Origin of the sequence: Falsigemmobacter intermedius (assembly GCF_004054105.1) — a bacterium.
Taxonomy (GTDB): Bacteria; Pseudomonadota; Alphaproteobacteria; order Rhodobacterales; family Rhodobacteraceae; genus Wagnerdoeblera; species Wagnerdoeblera intermedia.
Window position 1 is genome coordinate 84205 of record NZ_SBLC01000009.1, and the last position, 14842, is coordinate 99046.

The 14842-nt window shown below is 63.4% G+C and carries 17 protein-coding genes and 1 pseudogene; all 18 read left to right on the forward strand.

The annotated features are described in order from the left end of the window. Positions 1-192: 192 nt before the first annotated feature. The 18 genes and pseudogenes from EP867_RS08370 to nuoI all read left to right on the forward strand — a co-directional run bounded on the left by EP867_RS08370 (position 193) and on the right by nuoI (position 14767). Complete coding sequence (locus EP867_RS08370; RefSeq protein WP_128488092.1) at positions 193-792, forward strand: 50S ribosomal protein L25/general stress protein Ctc; 600 nt, start codon at positions 193-195, stop codon at positions 790-792. A gap of 127 nt (positions 793-919) precedes the next feature. Then, positions 920-1627, forward strand: a complete 708-nt coding sequence (gene pth, locus EP867_RS08375; protein ID WP_128488094.1) for an aminoacyl-tRNA hydrolase — start codon at positions 920-922, stop codon at positions 1625-1627. Beyond that, on the forward strand, positions 1627-2679 hold the full coding sequence (locus EP867_RS08380) for a DUF2332 domain-containing protein (RefSeq protein ID WP_128488096.1): 1053 nt from the start codon (positions 1627-1629) through the stop codon (positions 2677-2679). Before pth ends, EP867_RS08380 begins: the two co-directional genes overlap by 1 nt. Further along, entirely contained in the window at positions 2676-3053 is a 378-nt protein-coding gene (locus EP867_RS08385) for a DUF2237 family protein (RefSeq protein ID WP_128488098.1), read from the forward strand. The genes EP867_RS08380 and EP867_RS08385 overlap by 4 nt, the downstream gene beginning before the upstream one ends. Positions 3054-3378: 325 nt before the next feature. Beyond that, positions 3379-3744 carry an NADH-quinone oxidoreductase subunit A gene (locus tag EP867_RS08390; protein ID WP_128488100.1) on the forward strand — a complete coding sequence of 122 codons (366 nt, stop codon included), beginning with the start codon at positions 3379-3381 and terminating at the stop codon, positions 3742-3744. Continuing rightward, complete coding sequence (locus EP867_RS08395; protein WP_174722309.1) at positions 3735-4268, forward strand: NuoB/complex I 20 kDa subunit family protein; 534 nt, start codon at positions 3735-3737, stop codon at positions 4266-4268. The genes EP867_RS08390 and EP867_RS08395 overlap by 10 nt, the downstream gene beginning before the upstream one ends. 15 nt (positions 4269-4283) lie before the next feature. Then, entirely contained in the window at positions 4284-4886 is a 603-nt protein-coding gene (locus tag EP867_RS08400) for an NADH-quinone oxidoreductase subunit C (protein WP_128488103.1), read from the forward strand. Next, on the forward strand, positions 4883-5752 hold the full coding sequence (locus EP867_RS08405; protein WP_128488105.1) for a sulfotransferase family protein: 870 nt from the start codon (positions 4883-4885) through the stop codon (positions 5750-5752). The genes EP867_RS08400 and EP867_RS08405 overlap by 4 nt, the downstream gene beginning before the upstream one ends. Beyond that, positions 5752-6966, forward strand: coding sequence for an NADH-quinone oxidoreductase subunit D (locus EP867_RS08410; protein ID WP_128488225.1), 1215 nt, complete (start codon positions 5752-5754; stop codon positions 6964-6966). The genes EP867_RS08405 and EP867_RS08410 overlap by 1 nt, the downstream gene beginning before the upstream one ends. Next, on the forward strand, positions 6966-7442 hold the full coding sequence (locus EP867_RS08415; RefSeq protein WP_128488107.1) for a hypothetical protein: 477 nt from the start codon (positions 6966-6968) through the stop codon (positions 7440-7442). Before EP867_RS08410 ends, EP867_RS08415 begins: the two co-directional genes overlap by 1 nt. Continuing rightward, positions 7442-8320: pseudogene (gene nuoE, locus EP867_RS08420) on the forward strand (NADH-quinone oxidoreductase subunit NuoE); the annotation flags it as partial. The gene EP867_RS08415 and the pseudogene nuoE, both read left to right, overlap by 1 nt. An 18-nt stretch (positions 8321-8338) precedes the next feature. Beyond that, positions 8339-8569 carry a DUF5337 domain-containing protein gene (locus tag EP867_RS08425; protein WP_128488109.1) on the forward strand — a complete coding sequence of 77 codons (231 nt, stop codon included), beginning with the start codon at positions 8339-8341 and terminating at the stop codon, positions 8567-8569. Positions 8570-8579: 10 nt separating this feature from the next. Beyond that, entirely contained in the window at positions 8580-9875 is a 1296-nt protein-coding gene (gene nuoF / locus EP867_RS08430; RefSeq protein ID WP_128488111.1) for an NADH-quinone oxidoreductase subunit NuoF, read from the forward strand. Positions 9876-9889: 14 nt separating this feature from the next. Then, a complete protein-coding gene (locus EP867_RS08435) occupies positions 9890-10240 on the forward strand; it encodes a hypothetical protein (RefSeq protein WP_128488114.1) in 351 nt (116 codons plus the stop codon). A 96-nt stretch (positions 10241-10336) separates the two neighbouring features. Beyond that, complete coding sequence (gene nuoG / locus EP867_RS08440; RefSeq protein WP_128488116.1) at positions 10337-12346, forward strand: NADH-quinone oxidoreductase subunit NuoG; 2010 nt, start codon at positions 10337-10339, stop codon at positions 12344-12346. 4 nt (positions 12347-12350) lie between these two features. Beyond that, positions 12351-12737: a hypothetical protein gene (locus EP867_RS08445; protein ID WP_128488118.1), complete on the forward strand. Its 387-nt coding sequence runs from the start codon at positions 12351-12353 to the stop codon at positions 12735-12737. A 31-nt stretch (positions 12738-12768) separates the two neighbouring features. Further along, positions 12769-13806 (forward strand): NADH-quinone oxidoreductase subunit NuoH, encoded by a 1038-nt coding sequence (gene nuoH / locus EP867_RS08450; RefSeq protein WP_124964200.1) that lies wholly within the window; start codon positions 12769-12771, stop codon positions 13804-13806. A 466-nt stretch (positions 13807-14272) separates the two neighbouring features. Then, complete coding sequence (gene nuoI, locus EP867_RS08455) at positions 14273-14767, forward strand: NADH-quinone oxidoreductase subunit NuoI (RefSeq protein WP_128488120.1); 495 nt, start codon at positions 14273-14275, stop codon at positions 14765-14767. The last annotated feature ends 75 nt before the right edge of the window (positions 14768-14842 follow it).

The window sequence follows — 14842 nt, forward strand, 5'->3', positions numbered from 1 at the left end:
TGCAAAACCTCCCGGGGGGTGCCACAGCCCCGAAAGGCTGCCCCTGCGCGCCACCACCCTCCGGCCGGCAGGACGACGCCTCTTCCCCGCCGCGCCGATCTTTTGGCTTCCCATCTGCCCCGATCCCCGCTATAGCCCGCGGGTCGCGCCGCACACCCTTGGAGGGCGGCGGATATATATTGGAGAATTACTATGGCAAAAGAACTTCCGGAGCTTCTGGCCGAGGTTCGCGCGGGGACGGGCAAGGGGGCCGCTCGCGCAGCTCGTCGTGAGAACAAAGTTCCTGGCGTGATCTACGGTGCCGGCAAAGAGCCGGTCTCGATCAACATGAACTTCCACTACCTGCTCAAGCGCCTCAAGCAGGGCCGGTTCCTGTCGACCCTCTTCAACCTCAAAGTTGAAGGCGGCGAAGAAGTGCATGTGGTCTGCCGCGGCGTTCAGCGCGATGTCGTCAAAGATCTGCCGACCCACGTTGACTTCATGCGCGTCAGCGATGACTCGCGCATCAACCTCTTCATCCACGTTGACTTCATCAACGCGGACAAAGCTCCGGGCATCAAGCGCGGCGGCGTTCTGACCACGGTTCGTTCCGAGGTTGAGCTGGAAGTTCTGGCCGGCAACATCCCGGACCACATCACCGTGGACCTGGAAGGCAAGAAAATCGGCGACGTGATCCACATCAATGACGTGGTTCTGCCGGAAGGCGCAAAGCCGACCGTCGAGCGTAACTTCGTCATCGCAAACATCGCAGCGCCCTCGGGTCTGCTGGTTGCAGACGAAGCTGCTGAGTAATCAGCCGCTTTGCGGATCTGATCCGGACGGCGCAGGGGAAACCCTGCGCCGTTTTCTTTTATGGGCCGGGCTTGACCGAAGGGCTTGCGCGGTTTCATCCTGACGATGACGACGAAAGGGCTGTCTCATGCTGATCTGGGCAGGGCTCGGGAATCCCGGCACCAAATATGCGGGCAACCGCCATAACATCGGTTTCATGGCGCTGGAGCGGATTGCGCAGGATCACGGATTTTCGCCCTGGAAACGCAGCTTTCAGGGGCTGATCTCAGAGGGCCGTCTGGGCGGCGAAAAGATCCTGCTGCTCAAGCCGGAAACCTTCATGAACCTCTCAGGGCAGTCGGTCGGAGAGGCGATGCGCTTTCACAAACTGACCCCCGCTGAGCTGACGGTCTTTCACGACGAACTTGATATTGCCCCCGGCAAGGTCCGCCTGAAAGAGGGGGGCGGCCATGCGGGTCACAACGGGCTGCGCTCGATCCATCAGCATGTGGGCGAGGCCTATGCCCGCGTGCGCCTTGGCATCGGGCATCCGGGGCATAAGGACAAAGTGGCCTCTTACGTGCTCAATGATTTCGCCAAAGCTGAGCAGGACTGGCTCGATGATATGATGCGCGGCCTCTCAGACGGCGCGGCGGATCTGGCGGCAGGGGAGGGGGCGAAATTTCTTAATAAAGTCGCGCTGCGCACCGCCCCTCCGCGCAGCTCCACCGGGACCGAAGGACCCAAAGCCCCCCGCGCCAGACCGGAGCCGAAAGAGAAAGCTGTTGCGGAGCCGGTGACCGCGGCTGAAGACCCCCGCACGGCCCTGCAGAAACTGGCCGACAGGTTCAGATAATGGACATCCGCGCGTCTTTTCTGGCTCAGGCCGATCACTGCGCCGCTCTCGGCTCAGAACAGACCGCGCGCTATTGCCGGTATTTCGCGCAATATCTCAGCGACGACAGCGCCGTCGGGCGGCGCATCCTGACCTGGCCGGGTGATCCCTCATCCGGCGGGGATGCCCTCGCGCTGCGTCTGATGGGCGGGCTGCACGCCCTGGTGCTCACCGGAGCAGATCCTGAGTTGAGCGATCTCTGGGTGCAGGGCCATGACGTGCCGGAGGCGGCGATGGCCCGGGTCTTTCCCGAAGTGCTCGCGCGGCATGAGGCGCATCTGCAGGCCTGGCTCAACAGCCCGCCTCAGACCAATGAGCTGCGCCGTTCGGTGGCGCTGGCGGCGGTGGGGCTCTGGCTGACCGCGCGCTATGGCCGGCCGCTGGTGCTGAGTGAGCTGGGGGCCAGTGCCGGTCTCAATCTTTACTGGCCCGACTGGTGCATTGAGGTGCCCGGCGGCACCTTCGGCCCCGCGACCAGCCCGGTCCGTCTGACGCCTGAGTGGCGCGGGGCAGCCCCCGTCATCGCCCGCCCTGACATCGCGGACCGCGCCGGGGTGGATCTGAACCCGCTGCATCCGGTGACGGACCGGTTGCGGCTTTTGTCTTATATCTGGGCCGGACAGCCCGACCGTCTCGCGCGCACGGAAGTTGCTCTCTCCTATGCCGCCCCGCGCCCGCGCCTCGTGGCGCGGGGGGATGCGGCCGACTGGCTTGAGAGGCGCCTCGGGCAGGTTCACAGCGGCGTGATCCATCTGGTCTGCCACACCATTGCCTGGCAGTATTTTCCCGACACGACCCGCGCAAAGATCGACGGGCTGATGCGCCGGGCCGCCGGAAGCGCCGGTCCCCGGCTTTTGCGCTTCGGGATGGAGCGCGATGACAGCGGGGCCTCCGGTGCGGCCATGACCCTCTATGATCCGGCGGAAGGGCGGGAGATCGCCTTCGGCCGGGTGGATTTTCACGGCCGCTGGATCGACTGGCAGCCTCCGGCCCTCCAGGGAGATCTGCCATGAAAGAACCCTCGGTCAATGTTCTGGGCGGTCCGCTTGAAAGCTGCTCGATGCAGCCTCTGACGGGGTTTTACCGCAATGGCTGCTGTGACACCGGACCGCAGGATACCGGCCGTCACACGGTCTGCGCGGTGATGACCGCTGAGTTTCTCGCCTTCTCAAAATATCTCGGCAATGACCTTTCCACGCCGCGGCCCGAATATGGCTTTGCGGGGCTGAAGCCGGGGGATCGCTGGTGCCTTTGTGCGCTGCGCTTCCTTCAGGCCTGGGAGGAGGGGGCCGCCCCCGCCATCCGCCTTGAGGCGACCCACCGCAGCACCCTCGATGTCGTTCCTGAAGAAGCATTGCGCGCCTGTGCCCTGCCGCCGGAAGACTGACAGACCAGGACGTCTGCCGCAGCCGGAGAGAATTTTCTTCCGCGGCCCCGGGCCTGCAAAGAAAATTCCATAGTCTTTTACCTGGAAAACCCGCGAAGCTGCGCGGAAAGGCCGCGCTGAGTCGCGCGGCCGTCAGGCTTCCCCTGCGTCAGCTTCGCTCTGCGGCGAAATGTCCGCAAAACGAAAAGTCAACGCGAAAAAAGTCTGTCTTTCAGGGGGGCTCAGCCTCAGCCTTCGGTTGACCCCTGCGGGGGGCGGGAGTAAACGATGGCCTGGGCGCGACAGATGATCGCGCCCCGAGGTCCGCAAGCCGAAGGAGCAAGCCTTGGACGCGCTTCTCAGAGAATATCTCCCCGTCATTATGCTGCTGGGAATTGCAGTGGCGCTCGGCCTTGTGCTGATGCTGTCTGCTGTGATCGTCGCAGTCCGCAATCCGGACCCCGAAAAAGTCTCGGCCTATGAATGCGGATTTAACGCTTTCGATGACGCCCGGATGAAGTTCGATGTCCGGTTCTACCTGGTCTCGATCCTTTTTATCATCTTCGATCTGGAAGTGGCCTTCCTCTTCCCCTGGGCCGTGGCCTTTGCCGATCTGTCGATGACGGCTTTCTGGTCAATGATGGTCTTCCTGGCCGTTCTGACCGTTGGCTTCGCCTATGAATGGAAGAAAGGGGCGCTGGAATGGGAGTGATGACCGGGGCGAATACCGCCGGTGCCGACCGTGAGGTCGCAACCCAGGCGCTGAACCGCGAGCTGCAGGACAAAGGCTTCCTGCTGACCTCGACCGAAGACATCATCAACTGGGCCCGCAACGGCTCGCTGCACTGGATGACCTTTGGTCTGGCCTGCTGCGCGGTTGAGATGATCCAGATGTCGATGCCGCGCTATGACGTGGAGCGCTTCGGCACCGCGCCGCGCGCCTCTCCGCGTCAGTCGGACCTGATGATCGTGGCGGGCACGCTGACCAATAAAATGGCGCCCGCGCTGCGCAAGGTCTACGACCAGATGCCCGAGCCGCGCTATGTGATCTCGATGGGCTCCTGCGCCAATGGCGGCGGATACTATCACTATTCCTATTCCGTGGTACGCGGCTGTGACCGGATCGTTCCGGTTGACGTCTATGTCCCCGGCTGCCCGCCCACCGCAGAGGCGCTGCTTTACGGCATCCTGCAGCTGCAACGCAAAATCCGCCGCACCGGCACGCTGGTCCGTTAAGGGAGCATTGGGAAGATGTCTGACGCTCTGAACGAACTCGGCGGCTATATCGCCCTGCACCGCGCCTCGGATGTGCGCGGCTGGTCGGTGGCGCGTGGCGAGCTGACGGTGGAGATCACGCCGCAGTCCGTCGTGGCCTTCATGGAATTTCTCAAAAACGACCTGACCTGCCGTTTTGGCACGCTGGTCGATATCACGGCGATCGACTGGCCTGAGCGGGCTGAGCGCTTTGACGTGGTTTATCACCTGCTGTCGATGCACCGGAACCACCGCATCCGCGTGAAAGCGGCGATCGGGGAAGATCAGATGATCGCCTCGACCGTCTCGGTCTGGCCCGCGGCCAACTGGTTTGAGCGTGAGGTCTTCGACATGTTCGGGATCCTCTTCTCGGGCCACCCGGATCTGCGCCGCCTGCTGACGGATTACGGCTTCCGCGGCTTCCCGCTGCGCAAAGACTTTCCGACCACCGGTTATACCGAAGTGCGTTACGACGAAGTCCTCAAGCGCGTGGTCTATGAGCCGGTGAGCCTGGTGCAGGAATACCGCCAGTTCGACTTCCTCTCCCCCTGGGAGGGTGCGCAATACATCCTTCCCGGCGATGACAAGGCGAAGGCGTGACGGGCAGGCCCACATATCTCTTTGGCGTCGGTGCGACGAAAGCCGGGACTTCTTGGCTTTACCGCTATCTGTCGGGCCATCCGGACTGCCACATGCGGGCGGTCAAGGAGTTGCATTATTTCAATGCAGCCGGTCCGCAGCAGCGTGCGCAACGCATCACCATTGAGACCGCACGTCTGGAGCGGCTGAAGGCAGAGCTGGCCGGTGAGAGCCGCGCCTGGCGTCTGGCCTCCCTCGCGGCTTCCATTGCGGATGTGGAAGACTGGCTGCGCGTGCTGCGCGGCGAGCAGAGCTATCAGGACTACCTTGAGCGCGGTGCTGAAGGCGCGAAGTTGGTGGGGGATATCACCCCGGCCTATGCCTCGCTCTCTGTCGCGCGTCTGTCGGAGATGGCCTCTGCCGCTCCGGACTGCCGCTTTGTCTATCTGCTGCGGGAGCCGGTGTCGCGGCTCTGGAGCCATGTTCGCATGGTGGCCAAACGGGCAGGGGGCGATCTGGCCACCCAGGCTTCGGTCGCCTTTGAGCGGGCGCTCTCGGGTGAGAAATCCGATGTGGCCGCGCGGTCTGACTACCGGGGGGCCATCACCCGCCTGCGGGCCGCAGTTGCGCCCTCCAAACTCCTGATCCTCTTTCAGGAAGAGCTTTTTTCGGCCCCCGGCCTTGCGCGGCTTTGCGCCTTTCTGGGGATCCGGGTACAGGCTGCCGATACCACGGCGCGTGTGCATGAGGGGCAGCCCCTCGCAATGACGGCAGAACAGCGCCTGCGTGCGCGGGCTTTTCTGCAATCGCAATATGACTTTGTCGCCTCAGCCTTCGGGACGCTTCCCGCAAGCTGGCGCGCGACTTCAGACGGAGTGACCGGATGATGGACGGCAAGTTTGATGACGCGCTGACCGGCGAGCAGAAAATCCGCAACTTCAACATCAACTTCGGGCCGCAGCACCCGGCAGCACACGGCGTGCTGCGCCTGGTGCTGGAGCTTGACGGTGAGATCGTTGAGCGCGCAGACCCCCATGTGGGCCTGCTGCATCGCGGCACCGAAAAGCTGATGGAAAGCCGGACTTACCTGCAGAACCTGCCCTATCTCGACCGCCTCGATTACGTGGCGCCGATGAACCAGGAGCATGCCTGGTGTCTGGCGATTGAAAAGCTGACCGGCACCGTGGTGCCGCGCCGCGCCTCGCTGATCCGTGTGCTTTACTCGGAAATCGGCCGGATCCTGAACCACCTGCTGAACGTCACCACCGGTGCGATGGACGTGGGCGCCCTGACCCCGCCGCTCTGGGGCTTTGTCGCCCGTGAAGAGCTGATGGTGTTTTATGAGCGCGCCTGCGGGGCGCGTCTGCACGCCGCCTATTTCCGTCCCGGTGGCGTCCACCAGGATCTGCCGCCCGATCTGATCGACGATATTGAGGCCTGGGCTGAGAAATTCCCCAAAGTCCTCGATGACATCGACACCCTGCTGACCGAGAACCGGATCTTCAAGCAGCGTCTGGTCGATATCGGTGTGGTCTCGGCGCAGGATGCCATCGACTGGGGCTTCTCGGGTGTGATGGTGCGCGGCTCCGGCATGGCCTGGGATCTGCGTCGCGCGCAGCCCTATGAGTGCTACGACGAATTCGACTTCCAGATCCCCGTCGGCAAAAACGGTGACTGCTATGACCGTTACCTTCTGCGGATGCAGGAGATGCGCGAGTCGACCAAGATCATCCGTCAGGCCATCGCCAAACTGCGCGATCCGGCGAACAAAGGCGACGTCCTTGCCCGTGGCAAGCTGACCCCGCCGAAACGTGGTGAGATGAAGCGCTCGATGGAAGCGCTGATCCATCACTTCAAACTTTACACCGAGGGCTTCCACGTCCCGGCAGGTGAGGCCTATGCCGCCGTTGAAGCGCCCAAAGGCGAATTCGGCGTCTATATCGTGGCCGATGGCACCAATAAGCCGTGGCGTGCGAAACTGCGCGCGCCGGGCTTTGCCCATCTTCAGGCCATGGACCATCTGTCCAAAGGTCACCAGCTTGCCGATGTGTCGGCCATTATCGCGACGATGGACCTCGTCTTCGGGGAGATCGACCGCTGATGCTGCGTATGTTTCATCTGCTGCTGGCAGGCTCGCTGATCGCTTTGGTGGCGGTTCCGGCGCTGGCGCATTCGCCTGAGGCGCAAAAGCTGATCGCCGCCATTGAAGCCAACGGCTGCGTCATCAGCGAAGAGACCGGTGCGGCGATCCAGAAAGCCTCCGGTCTCAATGACACCGAAGGCAAGGCCGCGGCGCAGGAGCTGATGTCGGAGGACCTGGTGGAAGAGGGCGATGACGGCCTTCTGCTGCGCACCCCGGCCTGCCTTACGGCGGAACTGGCGCCTGCGGTGGCTGCCCTCACCGTCGCAATCCGCGCGAAAGACTGCCGCATGACCCGTGACGGCAGCGAGGACATTCTTGAGCACAGCGGTCTGCGCTCGGGCGCTGCCGAAGAGGCGCTTGAGTGGATGATGTCTCAGGGTCAGCTCGTCAAAGACGGCGAGGATCTGCAACTGAAAACGGAAGGGTGCCTCTGATGCTGCGCCGTCTTGCTTCGCAACAGCCCGAGAGCTTTGCTTTCACCCCGGCCAACCTTGCCTGGGCTCAGGCGCAGGTCACCAAATATCCCGAAGGCCGTCAGGCTTCGGCGGTGATCCCGCTGCTGTGGCGCGCTCAGGAACAGGAAGGCTGGCTCACGAAGCCTGCGATTGAATATGTCGCGGATATGCTGGGCATGGCCTATATCCGCGTTCTCGAAGTCGCGACCTTCTACTTTATGTTCCAGCTGCAACCGATTGGTTCGGTGGCCAATATCCAGATCTGCGGCACCACCTCCTGCATGATCTGCGGCGCCGAAGACCTGATCTCGGTCTGCCAGCGCAAGATTGCGCCGACGCCGCATACGCTTTCGGCTGACGGCAAGTTCACTTGGGAAGAGGTCGAATGCCTCGGGGCCTGCTCGAACGCGCCCATGGCGCAGATCGGCAAGGATTACTACGAGGATCTGACCGTTGAGACCCTCGAGCGGCTGATCGATGAGATGGCGGCCGGTAAGGTTCCGGTGCCCGGCCCGCAGAACGGCCGTTACGCCTCTGAGCCGCTGGGCGGGCTCACCTCGCTCACCGGCGTGGAATCGGGCCGTAAGCAGTATAATGCCTCGGTGCAGGCGGCCGTTGATATCGGCGAAACCCTGAAGCGCATCGACGGCACCGAAGTGCCGCTGGTCGTGTCCTGGCTCGAAAAGCCTGCGGCCGATGTGCCTGAGGTTGCCGCGGATGCGCCGGCTCCTGCAGCGGCAGGGGTTGACGAAGCGCTGGCCGAAAAGCTGAGCGCCGGTAAGGTTGAGGTGGATGTGGCGGCCCCCGCAGGTGTGGCCACCGCAGCCCCGGGCCAGCCGGTCGCTGAGCCGAAGACCGAAGACTGAGGGGCTGTCATGACAGCCCGTAAGCCGAGCGACAAAGACCTGGCCTTCACGCGGCGCATGCGCCTTGTGGGGGCGATGATCGCGGGCACCACTTTGCTCTGGATCATCTTCGGGGAAGTCGGGCGGCAGTATAACTGGGACGGGCGTTACGCCCTGTTGATCGATCTGGCGGCCATCGCCGCCTATGTCTGGGCGCTGACCAATGCCTGGATGCTCTGGCGGAAACGTCGGGAAACTTGAGGGAACGCGGATGCTGAAGGATCAGGACCGGATCTTTACCAACCTCTACGGGATGCAGGATCGCAGCCTGGCAGGCGCGCGCAAGCGCGGCCATTGGGATGGCACCGCTGAGATCATCTCGCGCGGGCGCGATACCATCATCGAGCAGATGAAAGCCTCGGGGCTGCGCGGCCGCGGCGGCGCGGGCTTTCCGACCGGTCTGAAGTGGTCCTTCATGCCGAAGGCTTCGGATGGTCGTCCGGCCTATCTGGTCATCAACGCCGATGAATCGGAACCCGGCACCTGCAAAGACCGCGAGATCATGCGCCATGATCCCCATACGCTGATTGAGGGCGCGCTGATCGCCTCTTTCGCCATGGGGGCCAATGCCGCCTATATCTATCTGCGCGGCGAATATATCCGCGAGCGCGAGGCCCTGCAGGCCGCGATCGATGAGTGCTATGACGCGGGCCTTCTGGGCCGCAATGCCGCGAAATCGGGCTGGGATTTCAATCTCTACCTGCACCACGGCGCGGGCGCTTATATCTGCGGCGAAGAAACGGCGCTTCTGGAAAGCCTTGAAGGCAAAAAAGGCATGCCGCGCATGAAGCCGCCGTTCCCGGCGGGCGCGGGCCTTTACGGCTGCCCGACCACGGTGAACAACGTCGAGTCCATCGCCGTCGTGCCGACCATCCTGCGTCGCGGGCCGGAGTGGTTTGCCTCGTTCGGCCGTCCGAACAACGCGGGCGTCAAACTCTTTGGCATGTCGGGTCACGTCAACACGCCCTGCGTGGTTGAAGAAGCCATGTCGATCCCGATGCGCGAGCTGATCGAGCGTCATGGCGGCGGCGTGCGCGGTGGCTGGAAGAACCTCAAAGCGGTGATCCCGGGGGGCGCATCCTGCCCCATTCTGACCGCTGAGATGTGTGAAGATGCCATCATGGACTACGATGGCATGCGCGAGAAGAAATCCTCTTTCGGCACCGCCTGCCTCATCGTGATGGACCAGAACACGGACGTCATTAAAGCAATCTGGCGTCTGTCGAAGTTCTTCAAACACGAAAGCTGCGGTCAGTGCACCCCCTGCCGTGAAGGCACCGGCTGGATGATGCGCGTCATGGAGCGTCTGGTGACGGGCGAGGCTGAGGTTGAAGAGATTGATATGCTCTTTGACGTGACCAAACAGGTCGAAGGCCATACCATCTGCGCGCTTGGCGACGCAGCCGCCTGGCCGATCCAGGGTCTGATCCGCAACTTCCGCGAAGAGATCGAAGATCGTATCAAAGCGAAGAAAACCGGGCGCATGGGCGCTCTGGCAGCAGAGTAAGGGCAGGGCAGGCTATGGCACAGCGCGGCGCAGTTCTTGTGATGATCCTCGGCGGGGCGTTGGCTCTGTCGGGCTGCAGCCGCATTGCCAGCCTGAACCCCTTTGGCAGCCGCACCACGGCGGATCTGCCCTATGCGGCTTCGCTTTCAGACGACCGCGCCGGCAATCTGACCGTCACCGTGAAAGCGGGCGGGGCGGGGATCGCTGCGGTGCGCGAAAGCGCGCGGATGCCGGTGACGGAATACTGTCTGCGCCGGCGCGGCAATTCGGCAGCCGATTGGGTCATGGACCCGTCGGGTGGAGATTGGGCCGCCACGCGCGACGAGCGGGGGGATCTGACCTTCCGCGCCCGCTGCCGGGCTTAAGCGGCAGAGAGAATTCGGGTCGCGCGGCGGGATGACCGCGGGGTCCATACGAATGCAAGTGGCACCCGGAGCGGGGGCCGAGTTTGGAGACGGGGCATGAGCACGCTCAAGAAGATCATCATCGACGGGATCGAAGTCGAAGTCGACGCCGCGATGACCATCATCCAGGCGGCTGAAGCAGCCGGGGTCGAGATCCCGCGCTTTTGCTATCATGAGCGGCTGTCGATCGCCGGCAACTGCCGGATGTGCCTTGTCGAAGTCGTGGGCGGCCCGCCGAAGCCTGCGGCCTCCTGCGCGATGCAGGTGCGCGATCTGCGCCCCGGCCCGAATGGTGAGCCGCCGGTCGTGAAGACCAATTCGCCCATGGTGAAGAAGGCCCGCGAAGGGGTGATGGAGTTCCTGCTCATCAACCACCCGCTCGACTGCCCGATCTGCGACCAGGGCGGCGAATGCGACCTGCAGGACCAGGCCATGGCTTACGGCGTGGATTTCTCGCGCTACCGCGAGCCGAAGCGCGCCTCTGAGGATCTGAACCTCGGGCCGCTGGTCAAGACCACCATGACCCGCTGCATCTCCTGCACCCGCTGCGTGCGCTTCACCACCGAAGTGGCGGGCATCACGCAGATGGGCCAGACCGGTCGCGGCGAAGACAGCGAGATCACCTCCTATCTGAACCAGACCCTTTCGTCGAACCTGCAGGGCAATATCATTGACCTCTGCCCGGTCGGGGCGCTGACCTCGAAGCCCTATGCTTTCACCGCCCGTCCGTGGGAGCTGACCAAGACTGAGTCGATCGATGTGATGGACGGCCTTGGCAGCAACATCCGCGTCGACACCAAGGGCCGCGAAGTCATGCGCATTCTGCCGCGCAACCATGATGGCGTGAACGAAGAGTGGATCTCGGACAAAACCCGTTTTGTCTGGGACGGTCTGCGCCGCCAGCGCCTCGACACGCCCTATATCCGTGAGAACGGCCGTCTGCGCAAAGCCTCGTGGAATGAGGCCCTTGCCGCTGTGGCGGCTGCCGTGAAGGGCAAAAAGATTGCCGGTCTGATCGGCGATCTGGTCCCGGTGGAAGCGGTATTCGCGCTGAAACAACTGGTGACCTCGCTCGGTGGCAAGGTTGAATGCCGCACCGATGGCTCGCGCATTCCGGCGGGCAACCGTTCGGCCTATGTCGGCTCGGCGGAGATTGCGGATGTGGACGGCGCGAAGGCGATTTTCCTGATCGGCTCGGACCCGCGCAATGAGGCGCCGGTGCTGAACGCGCGGATCCGCAAGGCCTGGTCGAAAGGCGCGGATGTGACGCTGGTCGGCCCGGCTGTGGATCTGACCTATGACTACCGCCACTATGGCACGGACCGCGATGCGCTGCTGCGCCTGATTTCGGAGGCTCAGGCCACCGAGGGCGCGCTGGTGATCGTGGGGCAGGGCGCTCTGAATGAGGCTGACGGCGAAGCGGTTCTGGCTCAGGCCATGGCGCTGACCGAAAAGCTCGGCGGCAAAATGCTGGTTCTGCATACCGCCGCTTCGCGCGTCGGCGCGCTGGACATCGGTGCCGTGACGGAAGGTGGCGTGAAAGCCGCCGTCGAAGGCGCCGAAGTGATCTGGAACCTTGGCGCTGATGAGATTGAAATCGAAGCCGGTCCGGTGGTGATCTACCAGGGCAGCCACGGCGATCGTGGGGCGCACCGCGCGGATATCATTCTGCCGGGAGCCTGCTACACCGAGGAAAACGGCCTCTTCGTGAACACCGAGGGCCGTCCGCAACTGGCCCTTCGCGCGGGCTTCCCGCCGGGTGACGCAAAAGAGAACTGGGCCATCCTGCGTGCGGCATCCGCCGCTGTGGGGGCGCAACTGGGCTACGACGATCTGGCCGGCCTGCGCCGCGCCTTGGTCGCTGAGGTGCCGCATCTGGCTGCCGTCGATCAGGTGACGGCATCTGAGTGGCAGCCGCTGGAACTGCGTGCGCCGGGCAAGGCAGACTTCCGCTTTGCGATCAAAGACTTCTGGCTGACGAACCCCATCGCGCGCGCCTCGCCGCTGATGGCGGAGCTGTCGGCCAATGCCAAAGCGCGGGATCAGGCCCCGCTCGCGGCAGAGTAAAACAATGCGCCGGATGGCGGTCGCGGTTGCCCTGGTGCTTTCAGGGTGTGTCTCAGCAGAGACGCGCAGCCAGGCCGCCTATCCCCCCGGGTATCTGGGGATCGAGACCCGGCGCCTCGACGATGAGATGGTCAATTTCCGCGTTGCCATGCGCCATGCGGAAAAGGGCCGTCAGCTTGAAGATTACGCTGCCTGTGCAGCGGCGCAATATGCGCTGATCCGGGGGTATATGTTCGCACGCCACGTGCGCACGACCCTGGAGCAGCGGGGCGCCATTGGACGGGCGGATGCGGTCTATCTGATCTCGGCAACCCTGCCGAGGGGGGTGGCGACCATCGACGCTGAGACCACCGTGCGCGATTGCGGCGCACGCGGGATACCGACTGTGTAAGGCCGGAAAGAGACTGAGGACGTGAGGGAAAATGGCTGAATTCTTTCAGACGGGGGCTGGCATCGCGGTGATCATCGCCGCGCAGAGCCTTCTGGTCGTCGCCTTCGTGATGATCTCGCTGATCTTCCTCGTCTATGGCGACCGGAAGATCTGGGCGGCGGTGCAGCTGCGCCGTGGCCCGAACGTGGTGGGCCCCTGGGGTCTGCTGCAGACCTTTGCCGATGCGCTGAAATATGTGCTGAAGGAAGTGGTCATCCCGGCCGGTGCTGACCGTCCGGTCTTCTTCCTGGCGCCTCTGCTCTCCTTCGTGCTGGCTGTGGCGGCTTTTGCGGTTGTGCCCTTCAACTACGGCTGGGTGCTGGCGGATATCAACGTCGCGATCCTCTTTGTCTTCGCCGTCTCCTCGCTTGAGGTTTACGGCGTGATTATGGGCGGCTGGGCCTCGAACTCGAAGTACCCCTTCCTTGGCGGTCTTCGTTCGGCGGCACAGATGATCTCTTATGAGGTCTCGCTTGGTCTGATCATCGTTGGCATCATCATCTCGACCGGCTCGATGAACCTGACGGCGATTGTCGAAGCGCAGCGCGGTGATTTCGGCTTCTTCAACTGGTACTGGCTGCCGCATCTGCCGATGTTCGTGCTCTTCTTCATCTCCGCTCTGGCTGAGACGAACCGCCCGCCGTTCGATCTTCCGGAAGCGGAATCTGAACTGGTCGCAGGCTTCATGGTGGAATACGGCTCGACGCCTTACCTGCTGTTCATGGCGGGTGAGTATATCGCCATCTGGCTGATGTGTGCGCTGCTGTCGCTGCTGTTCATGGGCGGCTGGCTCTCGCCGATCCCGGGCATCCCCGACGGTTTCCTGTGGATGTTCGGCAAGATGTGCCTGTTCTTCTTCCTCTTTGCCATGGTGAAGGCGATCGTGCCGCGCTACCGCTACGACCAGCTGATGCGGATCGGCTGGAAGGTCTTCCTGCCGCTGTCGCTCGGCTGGGTGGTGCTGGTCTCCTTCCTCGCCAAGTTTGAAGTGCTGGGCAGCTTCTGGGCCCGCTGGGCAATCGGGGGCTGAGGGTAGTGGGGAGCCGTCTCGCACAGATCTGTCTGTCTGCCGACCAGGTGTCAGGCCACCGCCCTTGGGGCCGTGGGCGGATGCCTGGTGCGCAGCGGGTGCGGGCGCGCTCTCCTTTGCTGCAAAGCCCTGTTCAGGGCCTGGCAGGTCAGCGCGGCTTCCTCTATGACAGCGCTGTGCCGGTTAACGATTTCCGGCGGTGCGGCTCTGGTCGCTCCGTCTGCCGCCGCTCTGCTGAGCTGATGGGTGAGGACCGCGGTGACATCTTCTTTGGGGATGTCGCCGGATCAGGGACCCGCCAGAGGCTGCAGGGCAGGCTTCCCGCAACGCGGGTGTATCTGTACTACGGGGCCGAACTGACCCCGGATTCGACATATGACGGCAGAGTCCTTCAAAGCGTCTCCCAGGCCCGCCGGGCCGGCGACGCGGAGAGCGGCTCTGAAGGGACGCCGGAAAGGGCCGAGCAATGACCCAGATCGACTGGACACGCGCCACCAAGTATTTCTTTCTGGTGGACTTCATCAAAGGCTTTGGCCTTGGCATGAAGTATTTCTTCGCGCCCAAAGACACGCTGAACTACCCGCACGAGAAAGGCCCGCTCTCGCCCCGTTTCCGCGGTGAGCATGCGCTGCGCCGCTATCCGAACGGGGAAGAGCGCTGCATCGCCTGTAAGCTCTGCGAAGCGATCTGCCCGGCACAGGCCATCACCATCGATGCAGAGCCCCGCGAAGACGGCTCGCGCCGCACCACGCGCTACGACATCGATATGACGAAATGCATCTACTGCGGCTTCTGCCAAGAAGCCTGCCCGGTGGATGCCATCGTCGAAGGCCCGAACTTTGAGTTCTCGACCGAGACCCGCGAAGAGCTGTTCTACGACAAGGCAAAACTCCTTGAGAACGGCGAGCGTTGGGAAGCGCAGATCGCGCGCAACCTCGAACTCGACGCGCCCTACAGATGACCGCTTCGCTCCGCCTCTTTGCCATGACGCAGGCTGCCGCCGCCGGGACCCTCTCCCGCGGCGCGGGCGGCTTTG